Annotated in this window: 14 protein-coding genes; 7 read left to right on the plus strand and 7 right to left on the minus strand. The window is 55.2% G+C overall.

Annotated features, from left to right (window positions below; genetic code table 11):
• Nucleotides 1-174 precede the first annotated feature (174 nt).
• The 7 genes from spoVB to ABIE48_RS26155 all read right to left on the minus strand — a co-directional run bounded on the left by spoVB (nucleotide 175) and on the right by ABIE48_RS26155 (nucleotide 8848).
• On the minus strand, nucleotides 175-1731 hold the full coding sequence (gene spoVB, locus ABIE48_RS26125; RefSeq protein WP_089548742.1) for a stage V sporulation protein B: 1557 nt from the start codon (nucleotides 1729-1731) through the stop codon (nucleotides 175-177).
• Nucleotides 1732-2014: 283 nt separating this feature from the next.
• Complete coding sequence (locus ABIE48_RS26130) at nucleotides 2015-2656, minus strand: TetR/AcrR family transcriptional regulator (protein WP_192717039.1); 642 nt, start codon at nucleotides 2654-2656, stop codon at nucleotides 2015-2017.
• A gap of 217 nt (nucleotides 2657-2873) precedes the next feature.
• Nucleotides 2874-3707, minus strand: coding sequence for a MurR/RpiR family transcriptional regulator (locus ABIE48_RS26135; protein WP_145028732.1), 834 nt, complete (start codon nucleotides 3705-3707; stop codon nucleotides 2874-2876).
• A 75-nt stretch (nucleotides 3708-3782) separates the two neighbouring features.
• Nucleotides 3783-4547, minus strand: coding sequence for a PHP-associated domain-containing protein (locus ABIE48_RS26140; RefSeq protein WP_192717040.1), 765 nt, complete (start codon nucleotides 4545-4547; stop codon nucleotides 3783-3785).
• Nucleotides 4544-5692, minus strand: coding sequence for an ABC transporter ATP-binding protein (locus tag ABIE48_RS26145; protein ID WP_192717041.1), 1149 nt, complete (start codon nucleotides 5690-5692; stop codon nucleotides 4544-4546). The genes ABIE48_RS26140 and ABIE48_RS26145 overlap by 4 nt, the downstream gene beginning before the upstream one ends.
• Nucleotides 5693-7519 (minus strand): ABC transporter permease, encoded by a 1827-nt coding sequence (locus ABIE48_RS26150; protein WP_192717042.1) that lies wholly within the window; start codon nucleotides 7517-7519, stop codon nucleotides 5693-5695. It abuts the gene before it with no gap.
• Nucleotides 7520-7561: 42 nt separating this feature from the next.
• The gene (locus ABIE48_RS26155; RefSeq protein ID WP_192717043.1) at nucleotides 7562-8848 is read right to left on the minus strand and encodes an ABC transporter substrate-binding protein; all 1287 of its coding nucleotides are present in this window, start codon (nucleotides 8846-8848) and stop codon (nucleotides 7562-7564) included.
• Nucleotides 8849-9285: 437 nt separating this feature from the next.
• Between ABIE48_RS26155 and ABIE48_RS26160 the strand changes: the two genes are divergently transcribed.
• The 7 genes from ABIE48_RS26160 (at nucleotide 9286) to ABIE48_RS26190 (ending at nucleotide 16068) form a co-directional block, all read left to right on the plus strand.
• Nucleotides 9286-10080, plus strand: a complete 795-nt coding sequence (locus ABIE48_RS26160; RefSeq protein ID WP_192717044.1) for a DUF6492 family protein — start codon at nucleotides 9286-9288, stop codon at nucleotides 10078-10080.
• Nucleotides 10077-11189, plus strand: coding sequence for a glycosyltransferase family 4 protein (locus tag ABIE48_RS26165; RefSeq protein ID WP_192717045.1), 1113 nt, complete (start codon nucleotides 10077-10079; stop codon nucleotides 11187-11189). Before ABIE48_RS26160 ends, ABIE48_RS26165 begins: the two co-directional genes overlap by 4 nt.
• Before the next feature lie 42 nt (nucleotides 11190-11231).
• On the plus strand, nucleotides 11232-12572 hold the full coding sequence (locus ABIE48_RS26170) for a sugar phosphate nucleotidyltransferase (RefSeq protein WP_186326147.1): 1341 nt from the start codon (nucleotides 11232-11234) through the stop codon (nucleotides 12570-12572).
• Nucleotides 12573-12686: 114 nt separating this feature from the next.
• On the plus strand, nucleotides 12687-13139 hold the full coding sequence (locus tag ABIE48_RS26175) for a GyrI-like domain-containing protein (RefSeq protein WP_186326146.1): 453 nt from the start codon (nucleotides 12687-12689) through the stop codon (nucleotides 13137-13139).
• Nucleotides 13140-13254: 115 nt separating this feature from the next.
• On the plus strand, nucleotides 13255-14508 hold the full coding sequence (locus ABIE48_RS26180) for a sensor histidine kinase (protein WP_354519938.1): 1254 nt from the start codon (nucleotides 13255-13257) through the stop codon (nucleotides 14506-14508).
• On the plus strand, nucleotides 14495-15139 hold the full coding sequence (locus tag ABIE48_RS26185; RefSeq protein ID WP_145028714.1) for a response regulator transcription factor: 645 nt from the start codon (nucleotides 14495-14497) through the stop codon (nucleotides 15137-15139). The genes ABIE48_RS26180 and ABIE48_RS26185 overlap by 14 nt, the downstream gene beginning before the upstream one ends.
• Nucleotides 15140-15222: 83 nt before the next feature.
• On the plus strand, nucleotides 15223-16068 hold the full coding sequence (locus tag ABIE48_RS26190; RefSeq protein ID WP_192717046.1) for a CPBP family intramembrane glutamic endopeptidase: 846 nt from the start codon (nucleotides 15223-15225) through the stop codon (nucleotides 16066-16068).
• The last annotated feature ends 5 nt before the right edge of the window (nucleotides 16069-16073 follow it).

Here is a 16073-nt window from a genome sequence, read left to right on the forward strand (position 1 = left end):
AGCTGATGGCTGGACCTATCGAGTATTTTGTGATCGCCGTTAGCCGCACATTAAAAAATGCACCCTCCAACCGGTCCAATGAGCACAAGAAAATTGCATCATTTGATCCTATGGAAAGATGCATATGAGAGTATACGACCCACTCTTCTGCAGTAAGGATGAACTCAACCTCTCTCAGGACACCGGAATCGTCGGCGCCTTCGGCCGGCTGCGCAAAGCCCGGGTCGCCTGCAGGGTGATGGCATACACGAGCAGCGATACAAGAATGGCCCCAAGCAGCGCAGCCGTCGCTCCCAGCTGAACATGCTGCTCCAGGAAACGATGCGCGGCCAGCCCCGTCACCGTCATGACGATCCCCCCGATGCCCGCTTTGATCACCATGCGGAAGTCAAAATAAAAACCGATTGAGCCCGCTACCGCGTAGAAGTTGAGCACGGTCAGCATCAGGATGCCGAGCCCGAACCCGAGCGCCACGCCGCGGATCCCCAGGTTCGAACCGAGCACGAAGATCAGGCTGATCTCAAAAATGTTGGTCATGATATGGTTCCACATGACGGTGGATGCTTTGCCAAGTCCAAGCAGAATCGCTTTCAGCGGCGCCTCAAAATAATGGAGGAAAAACAGCGGCGCCAGCAGCTGCAGCAGCACGCCCGCTTCCGGCGAATGGTACACGACCGTCGTCAGCGGCACCGCCCACATATACAGGATGACGGTGCAGGGCACGCCGACCAGCAGTCCCGTGCGCATCGCCATGTCCATGCGGCTGTGCATGAGCCGGGTGTCACCCTCCGCGCTGGCTTCGCTGATCGCCGGGATCAGCGCCGTCGACAGCGACTGGGTGAAGAAGCCGGGGAGGAACAGCAGCGGGATCGCGTACCCAGCGAGCATGCCGAACTGCTTCGTGGCCATCTCCACGCCGACGCCGGCCAGAACAAGACTCTTCGTAATGACGAGCGGCAGAAACGCATGATAGATCGAATGGATGAAGCCGCTACCGGTCATCGGAAGGCCGATGCGCAGCAGGTCACGCAGCGTACGGTCCCCCTTGAGCCGCACGCTCGGAACAAACCGCCGCTGCTCCTTCGATTTTCCCCGGTTCGCCCACTTGAAAACGGAGAACAAATACAGCAGGCCGACGCCTTCGCCGATCACCGAGGCCCCCATGGCTCCCGCCGCCGCGTAGGCGATGCCATAAGGCAGCAGCATGTTGACGACGCCGATGATGACGATGATCTGGGCCACATTCTCCAGAATGTCGGATAAGGCGAGCGGGTTCATGTTCTGCCGGCCGCGGAAATAACCCTTCAGCACGGCAGACATGGCGATAATCGGGATGATCGGCGTAATCGCCACCATCGCATAATACGCCCGCTGGTCGGCCAGCACGATCGAAGCGATCCACTTGGAGCCGAACAACGCGGCCAGCGTCAGCACGACGCTGAGCGTTCCCGTTACCGACAGCGAGACGGCGAGAATCCGTTTAATCCTCGCCTCGTCCCCTTTGACTTCCGCCTCGGACACCAGCTTCGAAATCGCAACAGGCAGCCCGAGCTCGGTCATCGTAATAAACAGCGGAAGCAGCGGATGGGCGATCATCAAGAGCCCTACCCCTTCCGCTCCCAGAAAACGCGCCAGCACAATGCCGTTCACAAACCCGAGCCCTTTGGTAAAAAAAGACGACAGGGTCAAAACGAACGTTCCACGGATAAAGCTTTGCTTGTTCAATCCCATTGGTCACATCCCACCCACTGTTTGTCCTGATCTCTCTTTTATTAGCGTATTCGGACAAGGGGCAATACATGCAGACAACCCTGACATCTTCGAATGCCTTTCCGGCTCTATGCAACCAAAGAAAAACATAAAGGAAGCCAAATGGCGATATCTCGCCATTGACTTCCTTTGAAAAAGAATGTTAACTAAAGGATTACTTGTAAGTTCATAGCAGTTCATTACATAGGGGGGCAGTTTACCAAAGGGACGGATACGGATTTTTCGTCTTGCTCTATACGACCTTTTAATATGATATTTTTTGGATCGTCTGCAGCAGCAGCTCTTCCATCTCGGCATCATCCACGGAATCGAGCATGTCCGGGACGAACAGCTGGTATTTTTTCATCTTATAAAATTCAAACAGCGCCTGCTTCAACGAGAAGTCATGCCTCACAGCGAACGAAGGCTCTACCAGATGGCGGAGCATGAGATCGTCTTGTACAACAGACAAGGTGGAGTTAACCGGATGAAAAACATTCTTCTCCACGCCTGCCTTATAAAACCGGCGAAGATTCCGGTGCCGCTCCAGTTCCGCTGTGCTCAGCCTGTCATATAGAACCGGGTATACCGACTTGAGGTCTTCCAGCAAAATATCGGGCACGTACAGCACGCATTGCAATGATTGGATGTATAACATGTGGAACCTCTTGCCCCATGAGAGCTCCTCGTCCTGCAATTGGACGTCCGCATTTTGCAGAAAGGCGATGCAGTGATCCACAAACATTTCAATGATTTCGTCTTTGGATGAAAAATATTTGTACAGCGTCACTTTGCTGATATCCATGTGGCGGGCCATGTCGTCCATATTGATGGTGCTGAACTTGCTTTTTCTCAACACCGGCTTGATTTTATCCAGGAACAAATTTTTGTTCTCTATCTTTTTCATGTTGTCCTCCGCTCCAAACGCTTAATACTCCTATTATATCATATTGGACTCCTTTCATTCCGTGAATTAGCTTATATGAAAAGAACTAAGTTAACGATCTTTCAGTAAACCAGTTAAATTTAAGGCGACCGGATCCGTACCGTCGGCTCTTTACACCACGGATCATATCCTTAACACCCCTAACTTTTTACCGCACAAAAAAAGCTGCCAAGCGGCTCTAGACCCGCTTTGGCAGCAATTTCTGATATCTGCGCCGCAGCTCGTGCAGCTCCTCGCTTCCCGCAACCGCCTGCTCCTCCATCTGCTTGCCGACCGCCACGATCAGCGTCTCGAGCAAGGCCACCGGCGCCACCATGGAGTGGAACTCCCACAGCTGGCCGCGTGCGGTGTACAGGGTCACGTCGGCCTTCTCCAGCATGCCGCTGACCGCCAGATCGGTGACGAGCAGCGTGCGGTAGCCCTTCACCTTGGCGTGGTCCAGCAGCACCGACAGCTCCGGCGACTCGGACACGAAGCCGAAGATGACGATCACGTCCTGGGGCTGCACATGCACCAGCAGGTTAAACAGCTCGTGCCCGCCCCGGTCGAGCCGCTTGACCCGCATGCCGAACCGCGTCAGCCGGAAATCGGTCAGCGCGGCCAGACTCTCCGCGGAGCCGGGGCCGTAGATGTACACGGTCCCCGCGTCGCGCAGCAGCGACGCCGCCCGGTCGAACGTCTCCTGGCTGAGCCGGTCGGCCGTCTGCTGCAAATAATCCGCGCCGACGAGCAGGCTCGCAGCCGCGTCGTTTTCGTTCATTTTCGAAAACGCCGACTGCAGCTTCTGCGAGGGGGACAGCAGCATTTCGTCCTTCACCTTCTGCTTGAATTCCTTCAGGTTTCGGCATCCCACCTCGGACCAGAACCGCGACACCGTCGACGTGCTGACCTGGCAGACGGCGGCGATGTCTTCCTCCACCATAAACGGGATGTCTTCCATATGCTTGCTGATATAATCCGCGATCCGCTGGTGTCCGCGGGATAGCTTATAGCCTTCCAGTGCAAGGTTCATAGTCTTTATTGCCACCTCTCTATAGCGGGATGAATGATCAACGGTGTTAACGATGCAGGGAATGAAGTGTTAATGTTACACGGCTTCCACTTCGACCTTCTTCTTCAATAGCTTCTTCACTGCGCCCGCCGCGCGCACCTGCAAGTGCAAGCTCGGAGAGATGACCCGTTTGCTGGCCCCCGCCCGGATAGCCTCCTTCAGCTCGGCGACGGTCTCATAATCGCCCGGCAGGACGTTGTAGACGCAGCCGACCTGGAACATCTGGTGGGCGTCGCTGCCCGCTACGACCGGCACACCCAGCTCCGCGCCAAGCGGCAGCACCAGGGCGATATTTTCCTGGATGCCGATCTCGTGCAGGTCCTTGCCGTTCAGGTCGAACGCGTCGAACCGGCGCAGCAGCTCGCGGTCCACATGGTACAAATGGTTGGATTCCCGGAACGGGTGGCCGCCGATCACCATCATGCCCCGCGGCTCGCACAGCTCAAACAGCTCGGCCAGCCCGATGAATGAACCGGCAGCTGTATGCGGCTCAAGCAGGGCGCGGATTTCGAGCAAGGCGTCCTTGGGTCCGGAGACGAGAATATGTCCGCCCTCGGCTACGTCCACTTCCATGCCTGTAAAGATTTTAAACCCGTCGCGGTCGTAGTAGTGGTTGTTGCCCGGCAGCATCCGGTCGAGCGTCCCGTAGACCTCGTCGAAGCGGCGCGTATTGAAATGCTCGGTCAGCGTGATCGCCTGCAGCCCCTGATCGCGGGCTTCATCCAGCATCTCGTTGAAGTGGTCCATGGAGAACTCGGTCTTCTTGGACAATTTAACATGAAAGTGAAAGTCAATATTCATCGGTGTACTTCCTCCAATATGGGTGTAATGGTCTTCACGCCGGTCTCCAGGCGTCTGCCCGTCTCCCGGACGTACAAGTTGATGCGTTCTTCGCGGAAGGACGCGTACAGCATGCGTCCCGGCGCGTAATCCGGGTCGCCGATGACGCGCGCGCCCAGCTTCTCCTGGCCGTAGACGACCCTCACCAGCGTTTCGCCGCCGGCGGGCAGCACGTCCTCCACCTTCACCGGGATGGAACCGGCGGTGCGGGTCTCGTGCAGCACAACGTCTTCCGGCCTCACAGTCAGGACAACCGCTTCCGCTTCCTCCGCTCCCCCGTCCATTCCCGCAACCCGGAAGCTTCCGAGCGCCGTGATGACGGTGCTGACGTCTCCGCTCGTGCGGCACACGCCCTCCACCCGGTTCAGCGGATGGTCCGAGCTGCCCATAAACTCCGCCACCTGCAGCGTCCGTGGATGGCGGTACAGCTCGCGCGGTGTATCCGCCTGCACCAGCTCGCCACCGAAAAACACCGCGACCTTCGTCGACAGCGTGATCGCCTCATGCTGGTCATGGGTCACGTAGACGATCGTCGTGCCCAGCTCGCGGTGCAGCCGCTTCAGCTCGGCACGCATCTCCGTCCGCAGCTTGGCGTCCAGGTTCGAGAGCGGCTCGTCGAGCAGCAGGATCGACGGGGACGTTACGATCGCCCGGGCGATCGCCACCCGCTGCTGCTGCCCGCCGGACAGCTCGCCGGGATAGCGGTCCGCCAGCTCCGGGATGCGCATTTTGTCCAGCGCCGCCATGACGCTCTTGCGGATCTCGGCCTTCGGATGTTTGCGCACCTGCAGGCCAAAGGCCACATTGTCAAAGACGTTCATATGCGGCCACAGCGCATAGCTCTGAAACACCAGGCTCACGCCCCGCTTGGCGGGATCCAGATGGTAAGCCAGATTGCCGTCGGCCACCTTGTTCCCGGAAATGACGACCGTTCCTTCGTTCAGCTTCTGCAGGCCGGCGATCGTTCGGAGCAGGGTCGTCTTGCCGCAGCCTGACGGGCCGAGCAGCGTCACGAAATCTCCCTCTTCGACGGTCAGGTCGATGCCCTTCAAAATATGCTTCTGCTGCACATGCACATGAATCTGCCGCAGTTCAATCGCGTTCATTCATTGCCCTCCCAATCCTTTGGTCAAATCGGCCTTCCCGAACTTCACCGCCAGGGCGTAGACCGCCACGACGATCGCGATAATGATCATCAGCACGACGTTGGTGAGCTGGTCATACCCTTTTTCCACATAATAAAAGGTGAGCGTCGTCAGCGTCTCCGTCCTTGGCGTCACGAGCATGATGATCAGCTCCATCTCCTTCATCGCCCCGATGAACACGAGGATAAAGGCGGACAGCAGGCTCTTGCGGCTGAGCGGCAGCAGCAGGCGCCGGAAGCGCGTGAACCAGGAGGCGCCGCCGAGCACGGCCGCTTCCTCGAGTTCCGGGCCGATCTGCATCATGGCGGCGCCGCCCGCCTTGACGGTAAAGGGCAGCTCTTTGACCACCGTGATCAGAATAATGATCGTAATGGTGCCGTACAGCGCCGGAATGAACAGCACCGGCTTTGCAAACATTGTAATATAAATCGCCGCGAGCGAGATGCCCGGGATAAAATACGGGAAAAACGACAGCTGATCGACAAGCCTGCCCATGGCCGTGTTTTTGCCGCGGGCCACCGCGTAACCGAACAGAAGTCCGATAACCGCAGCCGCGACCGAGGCGATGCCGGCGATGATCAAAGAATTTTTCAGCGCGAGCAGGAAAATCGGGTTCTGCAGCACGCCCTTCTCCCCGGTGTTGATTTCGGGATCCGATCCGCCCGCCCAGTAATGAAGCGTGAAGTTGTCCGGGCTGAGCGAGCCGTCCTTCAGCAGGAACGTCTGCAGCAGCAGCACGATAAAGGGTACGACTGCAATCAATGCCATGCCGGCCACCGTTCCCGCCGCTGCCGGAAGCCGCCATCTGCCGAGCGGCACATGCGTCACCGCGCTGCCCTTGCCCGTCACCGTCACATAGCTGCGCCGGCCGCCAAGCAGGCGCTGGTTGAAATAGATCGCCAGCATGGTGATCAGCATCAGCGTCAGTGACAGCACGTTCGCCTCGGTCGTCAGCCGCGACCGCATGCTGGAGTACAGCATCGTCGAAATCATGTAGAAGTTCACCGGGGTGCCGAGCAGCGCGGGCACGCCGTAGGAACTGACCGCTTTCGTAAAGATCAGGATGAACCCCGACAGCACCGACGGCAGCATCAGCGGAAACACGATCCGCCGCAGCACCTGCATCCGCCCCGCGCCGGCCATTTCGGCCGCCTCTTCCAGCTGGCTGTTCATCGAGCTGAGCGCCGCGCCCACGAGCAGGAAGAAATACACGCTGTCGTGGATCGACAGGGTCAGCACGATCGGCACGAAGCCGTACGCCAGCCAGTCCGGCGGCGTCACATGCAGCACCGACTGCAGAATGCCGGGCGTGCCGCCGATTTTGCTGTTTTTGAAAAAGGTCAGCCACGCCTGGGACAGCATCCATGACGGCAGCAGGTACGGAATGATCGCCAGAAACGTAATCGTCTTCTTGAGCGGAACGTCCGTCCGCGTCACGAGCCAGGCAAGCCCGCAGCCGAACACCATGGACAGCGCCGAGACGGTCACCCCCACCGCCAGTGCGTTCAGCACCGGCTTGTAGAAGAGGGACCAGCTCATATCGCTTGCCAGCACGCGGCTCCAGTGGTACAGCGTCAGGTGCCCCGGGTCCGCCGCGGGCGTAAGCCGGGCGTCCTGGGTTCTCCATACGAACGTCGACCAGATCAGGTTCAGGACCGGCCAGACGATGGTGTACGCCAGAAACAGAAGGGCCGCCGCCCCGATCAGGTACAGCGGATTCCGCAGCGCGTCCCGGCACCGGTTCAGCCACCTTGATTGCCATGTATTCAGCGCGGGCTTATGCAGCATCCCGTTTCCCTCCTGTTTGTGTCATTTCGGTCTTTCGTTCCGTCATTTCTGCTTGATCCAGAAGTCGCGGACCTTCGGCGCCTCGAAGTACAGCTTCTCCCCGTCAAAAACCCACAGGTTCAAATCCTCGAAGGCCACCTCGTTTTTGGTCTTGACGTCGGAGCGCGGCACCCAGGAGCCCACTTCATTGAACGGCGCCATGCCTTCGCCCTGGCCGTCCTTCTCACCCATCATCCAGCGGATGAACAGCTTGGCCCCTGCCGAATGCGGCGCTTTGTTCGCGAGGAACAGGTAACCCGAATCGGGTACCGACGTCTTCGGCTTGATGTCATAGATCGGCAGGATGCTCCAGCCCTTCTCCTCGACCTTGGATACGTCGCCGGATACCGCCAGCCCGACCGCGTCGCTGTTCGCCTTGCCGATCGCATCCAGCACATCGTCACTTCCTTTTAACACGACCAGCCCGTTGTCGAACAGCTGCTGAATGAACTCGTACCCCGCGTTCTCCGTGCCGTGCAGTTCGATGTCCTTGCCGAACTTCTCCTTGTACGCCGCCGCCATATCGTCGCTGTGGATGACCATCGTCGTAAACAGGTCCATGAATGCCGGCGAGCTGAGCGGATCGGCCGTATAGACCTTGCCCTTGAATTCCGGGGTGGTCAGATCCCACCAGTTCGTTACCGGCGCGGACTTATAATGCTCGGTATTATAGAAAAGCGTGCGGAACTCCAGGTAGTTGGCATACCCTTCGGCCTGCGTGCGGTACGGCTCATCCACCTTCTCCGCCAGATCCTCCGGCAGGTACTTGACGTACCGTCCCGGCTTCACCATCTCCTCCTCGACAGCCCCGCTCACTTCCTTCGTGATGATCACGTCCGGGTTGAACTGCCCGGCGTCCTGCTCCTTCGTCACCTTGTCCATCATCTCATCGGACTTGACTTTGCTTACCTCAACCTTGATGCCGGGATACTGCTTCATGAACGTCTCCGCAGCGTCATTGGCACGCCCCGAAGTCGAGTAGACGATGACCTTGCCTTCCTTCTTGGCCTGCTCGTACAGCGCATCCGGCGTTTCGCTGCCGGACGCCTCTGCCGTATCCGCGCTCTGCACCGTTCCCGCCGGCTTGGCCGATGCGTCTGAGCCGCCTTCTCCCTGCCCGCATGCGGTCAGCAGCAGGGCTGTGCCCAAGATGAGCGCCGCCGCTTTGCCTGGCCAGGACCAGGCGGTCCGTTTTCCTTTGGGCGCATATGTATCCCGCACGATCTCCGTTTTTCCGTTGGCATTTACCGTCAGAATGCTCCTCACGTTTCCGTTCCTTTTTGACCTCATATCGTATGGCCTCCCCATCGTTCATTCAGAATTAGTGAAGCGTGATTGGTATCCGGATGTTTCGCTTACCTCTTCACTATAGGGACGGAGTGTCAACGGAATGTTAGGCGGACGTGCGATTTTGGTAAAAAATTATCACCAATTTATTATAAGATAAAAAACTTTCATTTTTCTCATGATGCCGATTCCTTTCTGAAGTGTCCAAGTTTCCTCAGCCTTCTCCTGCGATCGGCATGCCCAAGGCGCCCTTCGATCTTCTTGTATTCTCTGCTTTTGATCTATAAAAATCATTTTCATAGCCGTGTTTGCGAACCCCCACGTTTGCTCCAATGCGGCAAATCCCTTGATTATTGTGCGTTTTATAATCTCTCTATGCCCATTCCCTTTCTCTCTTCCGGCATATGATACTCATACATTTGATATTTGGAGATGAGCAGATGACAACCCCCATTGATGTGTTCATTCCGGCGATTGAGAAGGATTTGGCAACCCTCCCCCATGTCATTGATGCCGTCAGAAAATATGTACAGCATCCGATCCACGAAATGATCATCGTAGCCCCCCGGAAGCAGCGGATTGTGGATTTGTGTACGAAAAAGGGCTGCCGATTCGTAAACGAAGACACGGTTCTGCCCATTACGAAAAAGGACATACACTACCAGTCCAAAACGTGGGACCGGTCCGGTTGGTTGTACCAGCAGCTGCTGAAGCTGGGCGGCGATAAGGTATGCTCATCCAAATACTATTTGGTGATCGACGCCGACACTGTGCTCATTCGCCCCCATACGTTCAAGACGGGCGACAAGACCGTTTTTTACTGCCGGAACTGGAGCCAGCCCGAATATTTCAACACGTACAAGAAGCTGATGGGCAAAAGCCGCGCTTCCAAGCGCTCCTTCGTCACGCATTACATGCTGTTCGAGAAGGCCAAAGTCAAACAGTTAAAGCAGGCGATCGAGTCCAAACATCATACGAGCTGGTACTCCGCCATTATGAGAAGCATGAACAAATCGAAGCAGTTTGCTTTCTCCGAGTTTGAAACGTACGGCAACTTCCTGTATTCGTCGGAGCCCGGCAGGATGGTGCTGAAACAGGCCAACAACAAAAGCCTGCATATGAGCTTTTCTCAAATTTCGGCTTCCAAAATGTCGTCCCTGCAGCAAAAATACCGGTCTGTTTCTTTTCACGAACGAAAAGGGTATTCGAAATCTTCCAAGGTGAGACCTAAATGAAGCCCTATATCGTTGTCTGGAAAGGCCCCGTCCACAAAGCCAGCGGTCTTGGCCGTGCCAGCAGAGCCTATGTCAAATCCTTGAAGCGGCAAGGGGTCGCCGTCCGGTTAAGTCCGCAAGACCACCGCAAGCCAAACGCCGCCCAAGTCAAAAAGGTTCTCATATACCACCATCTTCCCAGCCGCATGCAGTGGAAAAAAGAGCGCAGCACGTATGACTTCATCCTGTTGAACACGGTTTGGGAAACAAGCAGGCTCCCCAGAAGCTGGCTGCCCCATATGAACAAATTCGATGCCGTGTGCGTGCCGTCCCAGCATAATCGGCGGGTTCTCAGGAACTGCGGCGTCACCGTCCCGATTTTCGTCGTTCCCCATGGGGTGAACGCCCGGGAGTTTCATCCGAACCATCCGAAGCTATCGTTGCCCGCTGCCGCCGGGAAGTTTACGTTCGTATCCGTCTTCGGCTTTCAGCACCGCAAAAACCCGGAAGGACTGCTCCGGGCGTATTGGGAAGAGTTCTCTTCCAAAGATAACGTCATCTTGGTCATCAAAACGAACGGATATGCGGCCAATGAGACGGAGTCGTGGATTAAGCAGCAGGTCATGCGGTATAAAAAGAGGCTGGGCATCCAAAAGGATACGGCCCCTGTCGTCATCATCGGCCGCCATATGAGTGAAAGCCAGCTTAAAGGCCTGTATGCGCTCGGCGATGCCTTCGTCCTTCCTACGCGCGGCGAGGGTGTCGGGCTGCCTTATTTAGAAGCGCTGGCAAGCGGCATACCGGTCATCGCCACCGGCTGGGGCGGGCAGATGGATTTCCTGACGCCCCGCAACTCCTTCCTGGTCCCGTATCAGCTCAAGAGCCCGGCAAGCAGCATGAACCGCGCCATTTCAAGAAGGTTCAGCAACCTGTTTGCACAGAAGGGGCAGCGATGGGCTGAGCCGGATTTAAGCAGCCTCAAAAGGCTTATGAGGCAAGCGTACGAAAATCCCCGGCTTTGTAAACAGAAAGGAGGCCAGGGCCGAAAAGATATGCTCCAGTTCTCGTGGGACCAGGCCGGAAAGCTCATGAAGCAGGCGATTGAAGAGACGATGCGTTCCAAGAAATAAAGATGAAGGGTGATGGTTCCCCAAGGAAGGAGGATGAGAAACTTGCGTATTGTACTGTTGTGCGGGGGATCGGGGAAAAGGCTGTGGCCTTTATCCAACGATATACGCTCCAAGGTATTCTTAAGGCTGCTGACCACTGAAGACGGGGTCAAAGAGTCGATGATCGAACGGATCTGCAGACAGCTGGACGAGGCGGGGCTGCTCCAATCCACCTGTATCGTCACCCATCACAGTCAGGCGGAGATTACGCGCCGCTATGTCGGCGACAATATCCCGATCATCAGCGAGCCTTTTAAAAGAGGCACGTTCACGGCCGTTGCATTGGCCGCCAGTTATCTTCATGAAAAGCTGCAGGCCGATCCGGACGAAACCATTTGCATCCTTCCGGCGGACACGTACGTCGACACCGCATTCTTCCGGCTGCTGCACCGGTTTCCCGGCGTCCTGGGACGCTCCAGGGCGGATCTTGCTCTCCTCGGCACAAAGCCGGTGCAGCCTTCGGATCAGTTCGGCTATATCGTCCCGGCTCTGCCCAAGGCGGACGGCGAGTATGCTTTCGTCCGGCGGTTTATCGAAAAGCCAAATACACGCACGGCCCGCCGCCTCATGACGCATCAGGCGATGTGGAACTGCGGCGTCTTCGCCTTTCCCTTGAGGTTCATGCTGACCTATTTGAAGGACAAGGGCCACCCTGTCCGGATCGCGGAATGGCTGGCAAAATACAAACAACTTCCCGAAGCCAGCTTCGATCGGGAAGTTGTCGAAACGACCGTCCCTGTCGTTGCCATGGAATACGGAGGGCACTGGACCGATCTGGGCAGCTGGATGGCGCTTACCGGCCATATGAAGGATCGAGTGATCGGACTCGGGCACATATCGGACGATTCCGCGGATACCCATCTCATCAACGAGCTCCCCTACCCCATTGAAATGATTGGTGTCTCTGGGATCATTGCCGCGGCCAGCACCGACGGCATCCTGATCGCAAGCAAGGAGCATGCGCATCGGATCAAGGAACGGCTTGCCTTGGCGCCTCAAATCCCGATGTACGAAGAGAAACGGTGGGGCTCCTGCCGGATCCTGAGTTACGGGAAAGATGAATCTGGCGTGGAGACGATGATCAAGCAGGTGCGACTTGCCGCCGGCAAGTCTACTAGCTATCACGTTCATCACCGCCGGCAAGAATTGTTGACCATGGTGACGGGCAGCGCGGAAATTCTCATGGAGGAGCGGCGGTTCCGCCTGAATGCCGGTGACGTACTGAAGATACCGGCCGGCGCCAATCATGGCATCAAGGCCATTACTCCTCTGGAGCTGGTGGAAGTCCTGCTCGGCTCTGATCTTGCTCAAGAGGATATTACCCGCATTGCGGTGGACTGGTAGAATGGCGTTTCGGTCCAAAATGTCGTAAATTTGCAGTAGGAATTGTGACCGGCCGAGCCGAAGTAGTCATCGATCGAACATGATTCCGCGAATAGCGGAAAGAGGAGGCCGATGATGGAGCCGATGGTGGAGCCTGTGATCAAGACGGAAAGAAAGGCGTTTACCTTGTTCGGATGTTCCAAAGCTCATGATCCGGGCAAGCCGTACAGTGAGACGATTTTCGAATTGTTTGACCAGGTCTGGCATGAAGTACGCAGCAAAGAACTCGCTCACAGGGGGATCAATCACGTCGTCTATGAGCAGGGAAACATGGTGTTTGCAGGAATTGAGCTGGTGACTCCGCCTGAGGAGAACTCCATCTTGAAGAAAAAAGAAGTCGTGCTCGAAAAATACGCCTATGGCAAGCACGTCGGACCTTACAGTGAATTGGACGCCACTTACCGGCGTATTGATGCGCTCGTCCAAGCCGCAGGAGAACACAAAGAGCTTCCCCTGATTGAGGTTTATGGCCACTGGAACGAGGATGAGTCCAAGCTGGAGACGGAAATTTATCACAACCTCATTTGATGAATCCCTGTGTGCAATGAGGCCGTGCAAGTTTCTAGTTCGTTAGGATTATATGATCAATCTTAGGAGCAGTTTGTCTACTGCTCCTTTTGCTATATAGAAGTTCGGCAAGAACATGGTTCTATTGCTGTTTATGGTCAACTTTCTTGTAATTTTCATGCAAGTTTTTTTAGATTTCCTGTATGATGATGCTATGAAAAAAATATTATCTTTCATGGATTGGGGTATATTCGCTCTTCGTTTATACCATTATATTTTGCTGTTGTCCCGGGTTCTGGCAGTAAGCGAGTTTTCGAACCGGACGTTACTAAACGTGATCTGGCTGAGCATGGCCCTTGTCGCCCCTTTGCTGTTCTGGTTTCCCGGGCGCCGGATGAACAAAGTCTGGTTTTGCATATTGGAGCTATTGCTTGGCGGTTCTTATTATGTGAATTCGGTCATTCATCCGGACCTGACTTCAAAAGCGGACTATTTGCTGCCGAGTCTTACTATCGGGTACTTATTAACCAAGCAAACCCTTTGGGTCATTCCCTTACTTGTTTTCATTCCTTTTACCTTTCAGTCCTCCCTAAAATTATCTTGGGAGCAAACCCTGGGTATCGGAACAGACAATCTGCTGTTCTGCTTCATCGGCATGTGGGCAAGCTCCGTAGCCAATGCGTATGATCAGAAGAATAAACTGGCAGCCGAAGTGGAGCATCAAAATAAACTCTTAACTCACTACTCGGCCGAGGTCGAGAAAATGACTTTGCTTGAAGAACGCAACCGCATGTCCAAGGAGCTTCATGATACACTGGGGCATTCCTTTATCTCACTCATCCTCAGCCTTGATGCTTCTATTGCCCTGATGGATAGCAAGCCTGCCGAGGCCAAAGACCGGTTAATTCGCTTAAGGGCATTGGCTGAGAACAATCTGGAGGAAATGAGGAACATCGTGCACGAAATGGGCGAAGAAGAGGAATCCAGTCTGATCCGACAGGTTGAATCCCTTGCAACCCGTTTCGGGGAGCACACGGGTACGGCCCTGACCTTAAGTCTGCCGAGGACAGAGCGGTCCATACGTTTCGAAGTACGGCAAGCGATCCTTCGGGTCATCCAGGAATCCTTTACGAATGCACTAAAACATGGAAAGGCAACCCAACTGCATCTGGAGCTTACTTTTTCTAAGAGCCATCTGCAATTGTCCGTTCGAAATAACGGCAGGCCGATCGACAAACTAGAGTATGGCTTCGGCTTGACCACGATGAAACATCGGGTTGAGCGGCTGGGAGGCAGCTTACAGCTATCATCCGGGGAGGGTACTCCAGTGTTCACCGAAGTCAGATGCAAAATCCCGCTGAAAGGAGTCATGCCGCATGGAGAAGATTAAAGTGCTGCTTGCTGATGATCAAGAGTTGATTCTCGAGAGCTTACATATCGTGCTGTCCATGGAACCGGATCTGGAAATTGTCGGTTTAGCCAAGAATGGGGAAGAAGCCGTAGAGGGCTGCGAGCAGTTTAAGCCGGATATAGTATTGATGGATGTCAACATGCCGGTCATGGACGGCGTCACCGCAACGGCCCTGATTAAAGAGCGAATGCCTGCAACCAAAATCATCATGCTGACCTCCTATAAGGAAGTAGAATATGTGTTAGCGGCGTTAAGCCACGGAGCGGAAGGTTATCTGCTCAAAGCCATTCATCCAAAAGATTTGGCTGCAGGCATACGGGTGGTTCAGGCGGGAGGGACTTTAATTTCGCAGGAAATGGCGAGTAAAATGATCAAGAACATGAACAGTACCACCCCTGCGAAACATAATGAATTCGGGCTCACTGCCCGTGAAATCGAAGTGCTGCATAAGCTGGCTGCCGGCCTGCGTAATCAAGAAATTGCCGAGGCATTGTTTCTTAGCGAAGGGACGGTCAAAAATTATATCTCATCGATTTATTCAAAGCTTAATGTGAAAGGACGGCGGGAGGCCGCCCGGAAAGCCCGGGAATCGGGAATGATGGATCGTTAAATGATGACCAAACGGCACTGTCTCTTTATGACTTTTTCAGCCTATACTCATAGCATCAAACAACAGAGGTGGCGATGTAAGACATGAAGAACAAAGTGTCATTTTGGCTTTTTCCAATCGTCTGGATGATTGCGGGGACGATCGGCATTATTCTCATCGATACGTTATTCCGGCAGCTGACAGAGCGATTAGAGGGGGTAGTCCCCCTTATATTTACATTAGTGATGGGAATTCTGGCCATGCTGGTATACAAGCTCACACTGACCTACCTGGCCCGGCGGTCCACCCCAGAGATATCCAGACGGCACGCAGGGATCGAAACGGTTCTGGGCGTACTAACCGGGGCGATTTTTATCACAGCGTCCGCTTTTATAATTATTGCTCTGGGGGGATATTCCTTTCAGTGGGCAGGTTCCGGGAATACGGGTTTTGTTCTCATATCTACTATTGAAACAGCTTTAGGAGCAGCCATTGTTGAGGAACTTATCTTTCGTGGACTTCTGTTTCAGGCTATTGATCAATTGGGGGGAAAAGCGCTCGCCCTTGCTGTGACCTCTCTATTCTTTGGCGCTGCCCATCTTGGAAATGCCGGGGCAACATTATGGAGCGCATTCGCCATCGTCCTGGAAGCAGGTGTTCTGCTCGGAGCCGCTTTCCTGTGGCGGCGGAACTTGTGGTTTACCATAGGACTGCATTTTGCCTGGAATGCCATGGAGGGCTTGCTTGGCATTTCTGTTTCCGGACACTCTGCTGCAGGTCTGTTTACTGTAAAAGTGAACGGTGCCGCGCTTCTCACAGGGGGCGAATTCGGACTTGAGGGCTCTATTGTTCCGGTTGTATTCAGTCTTCTGATCTCCATTCCTATGCTGATCGGGACTGCACGGAATCAAAGGATTGACGGCGGAAACCCCCGACATTTCGAATCATGATTTCG

The sequence above is a fragment of the Paenibacillus sp. OAE614 genome (assembly GCF_040546645.1).
Classification (GTDB): domain Bacteria; phylum Bacillota; class Bacilli; order Paenibacillales; family Paenibacillaceae; genus Paenibacillus_AQ; species Paenibacillus_AQ favisporus.

Coding starts and splice junctions, on each gene's coding strand:
- spoVB (WP_089548742.1), bottom strand. CDS start 1,731: ATGGGATTGAACAAGCAAAGCTTTATCCGTGGAACGTTCGTTTTGACC.
- ABIE48_RS26130 (WP_192717039.1), bottom strand. CDS start 2,656: ATGAAAAAGATAGAGAACAAAAATTTGTTCCTGGATAAAATCAAGCCG.
- ABIE48_RS26135 (WP_145028732.1), bottom strand. CDS start 3,707: ATGAACCTTGCACTGGAAGGCTATAAGCTATCCCGCGGACACCAGCGG.
- ABIE48_RS26140 (WP_192717040.1), bottom strand. CDS start 4,547: ATGAATATTGACTTTCACTTTCATGTTAAATTGTCCAAGAAGACCGAG.
- ABIE48_RS26145 (WP_192717041.1), bottom strand. CDS start 5,692: ATGAACGCGATTGAACTGCGGCAGATTCATGTGCATGTGCAGCAGAAG.
- ABIE48_RS26150 (WP_192717042.1), bottom strand. CDS start 7,519: ATGCTGCATAAGCCCGCGCTGAATACATGGCAATCAAGGTGGCTGAAC.
- ABIE48_RS26155 (WP_192717043.1), bottom strand. CDS start 8,848: ATGAGGTCAAAAAGGAACGGAAACGTGAGGAGCATTCTGACGGTAAAT.
- ABIE48_RS26160 (WP_192717044.1), top strand. CDS start 9,286: ATGACAACCCCCATTGATGTGTTCATTCCGGCGATTGAGAAGGATTTG.
- ABIE48_RS26165 (WP_192717045.1), top strand. CDS start 10,077: ATGAAGCCCTATATCGTTGTCTGGAAAGGCCCCGTCCACAAAGCCAGC.
- ABIE48_RS26175 (WP_186326146.1), top strand. CDS start 12,687: ATGGAGCCGATGGTGGAGCCTGTGATCAAGACGGAAAGAAAGGCGTTT.
- ABIE48_RS26180 (WP_354519938.1), top strand. CDS start 13,255: ATGGTTCTATTGCTGTTTATGGTCAACTTTCTTGTAATTTTCATGCAA.
- ABIE48_RS26185 (WP_145028714.1), top strand. CDS start 14,495: ATGGAGAAGATTAAAGTGCTGCTTGCTGATGATCAAGAGTTGATTCTC.
- ABIE48_RS26190 (WP_192717046.1), top strand. CDS start 15,223: ATGAAGAACAAAGTGTCATTTTGGCTTTTTCCAATCGTCTGGATGATT.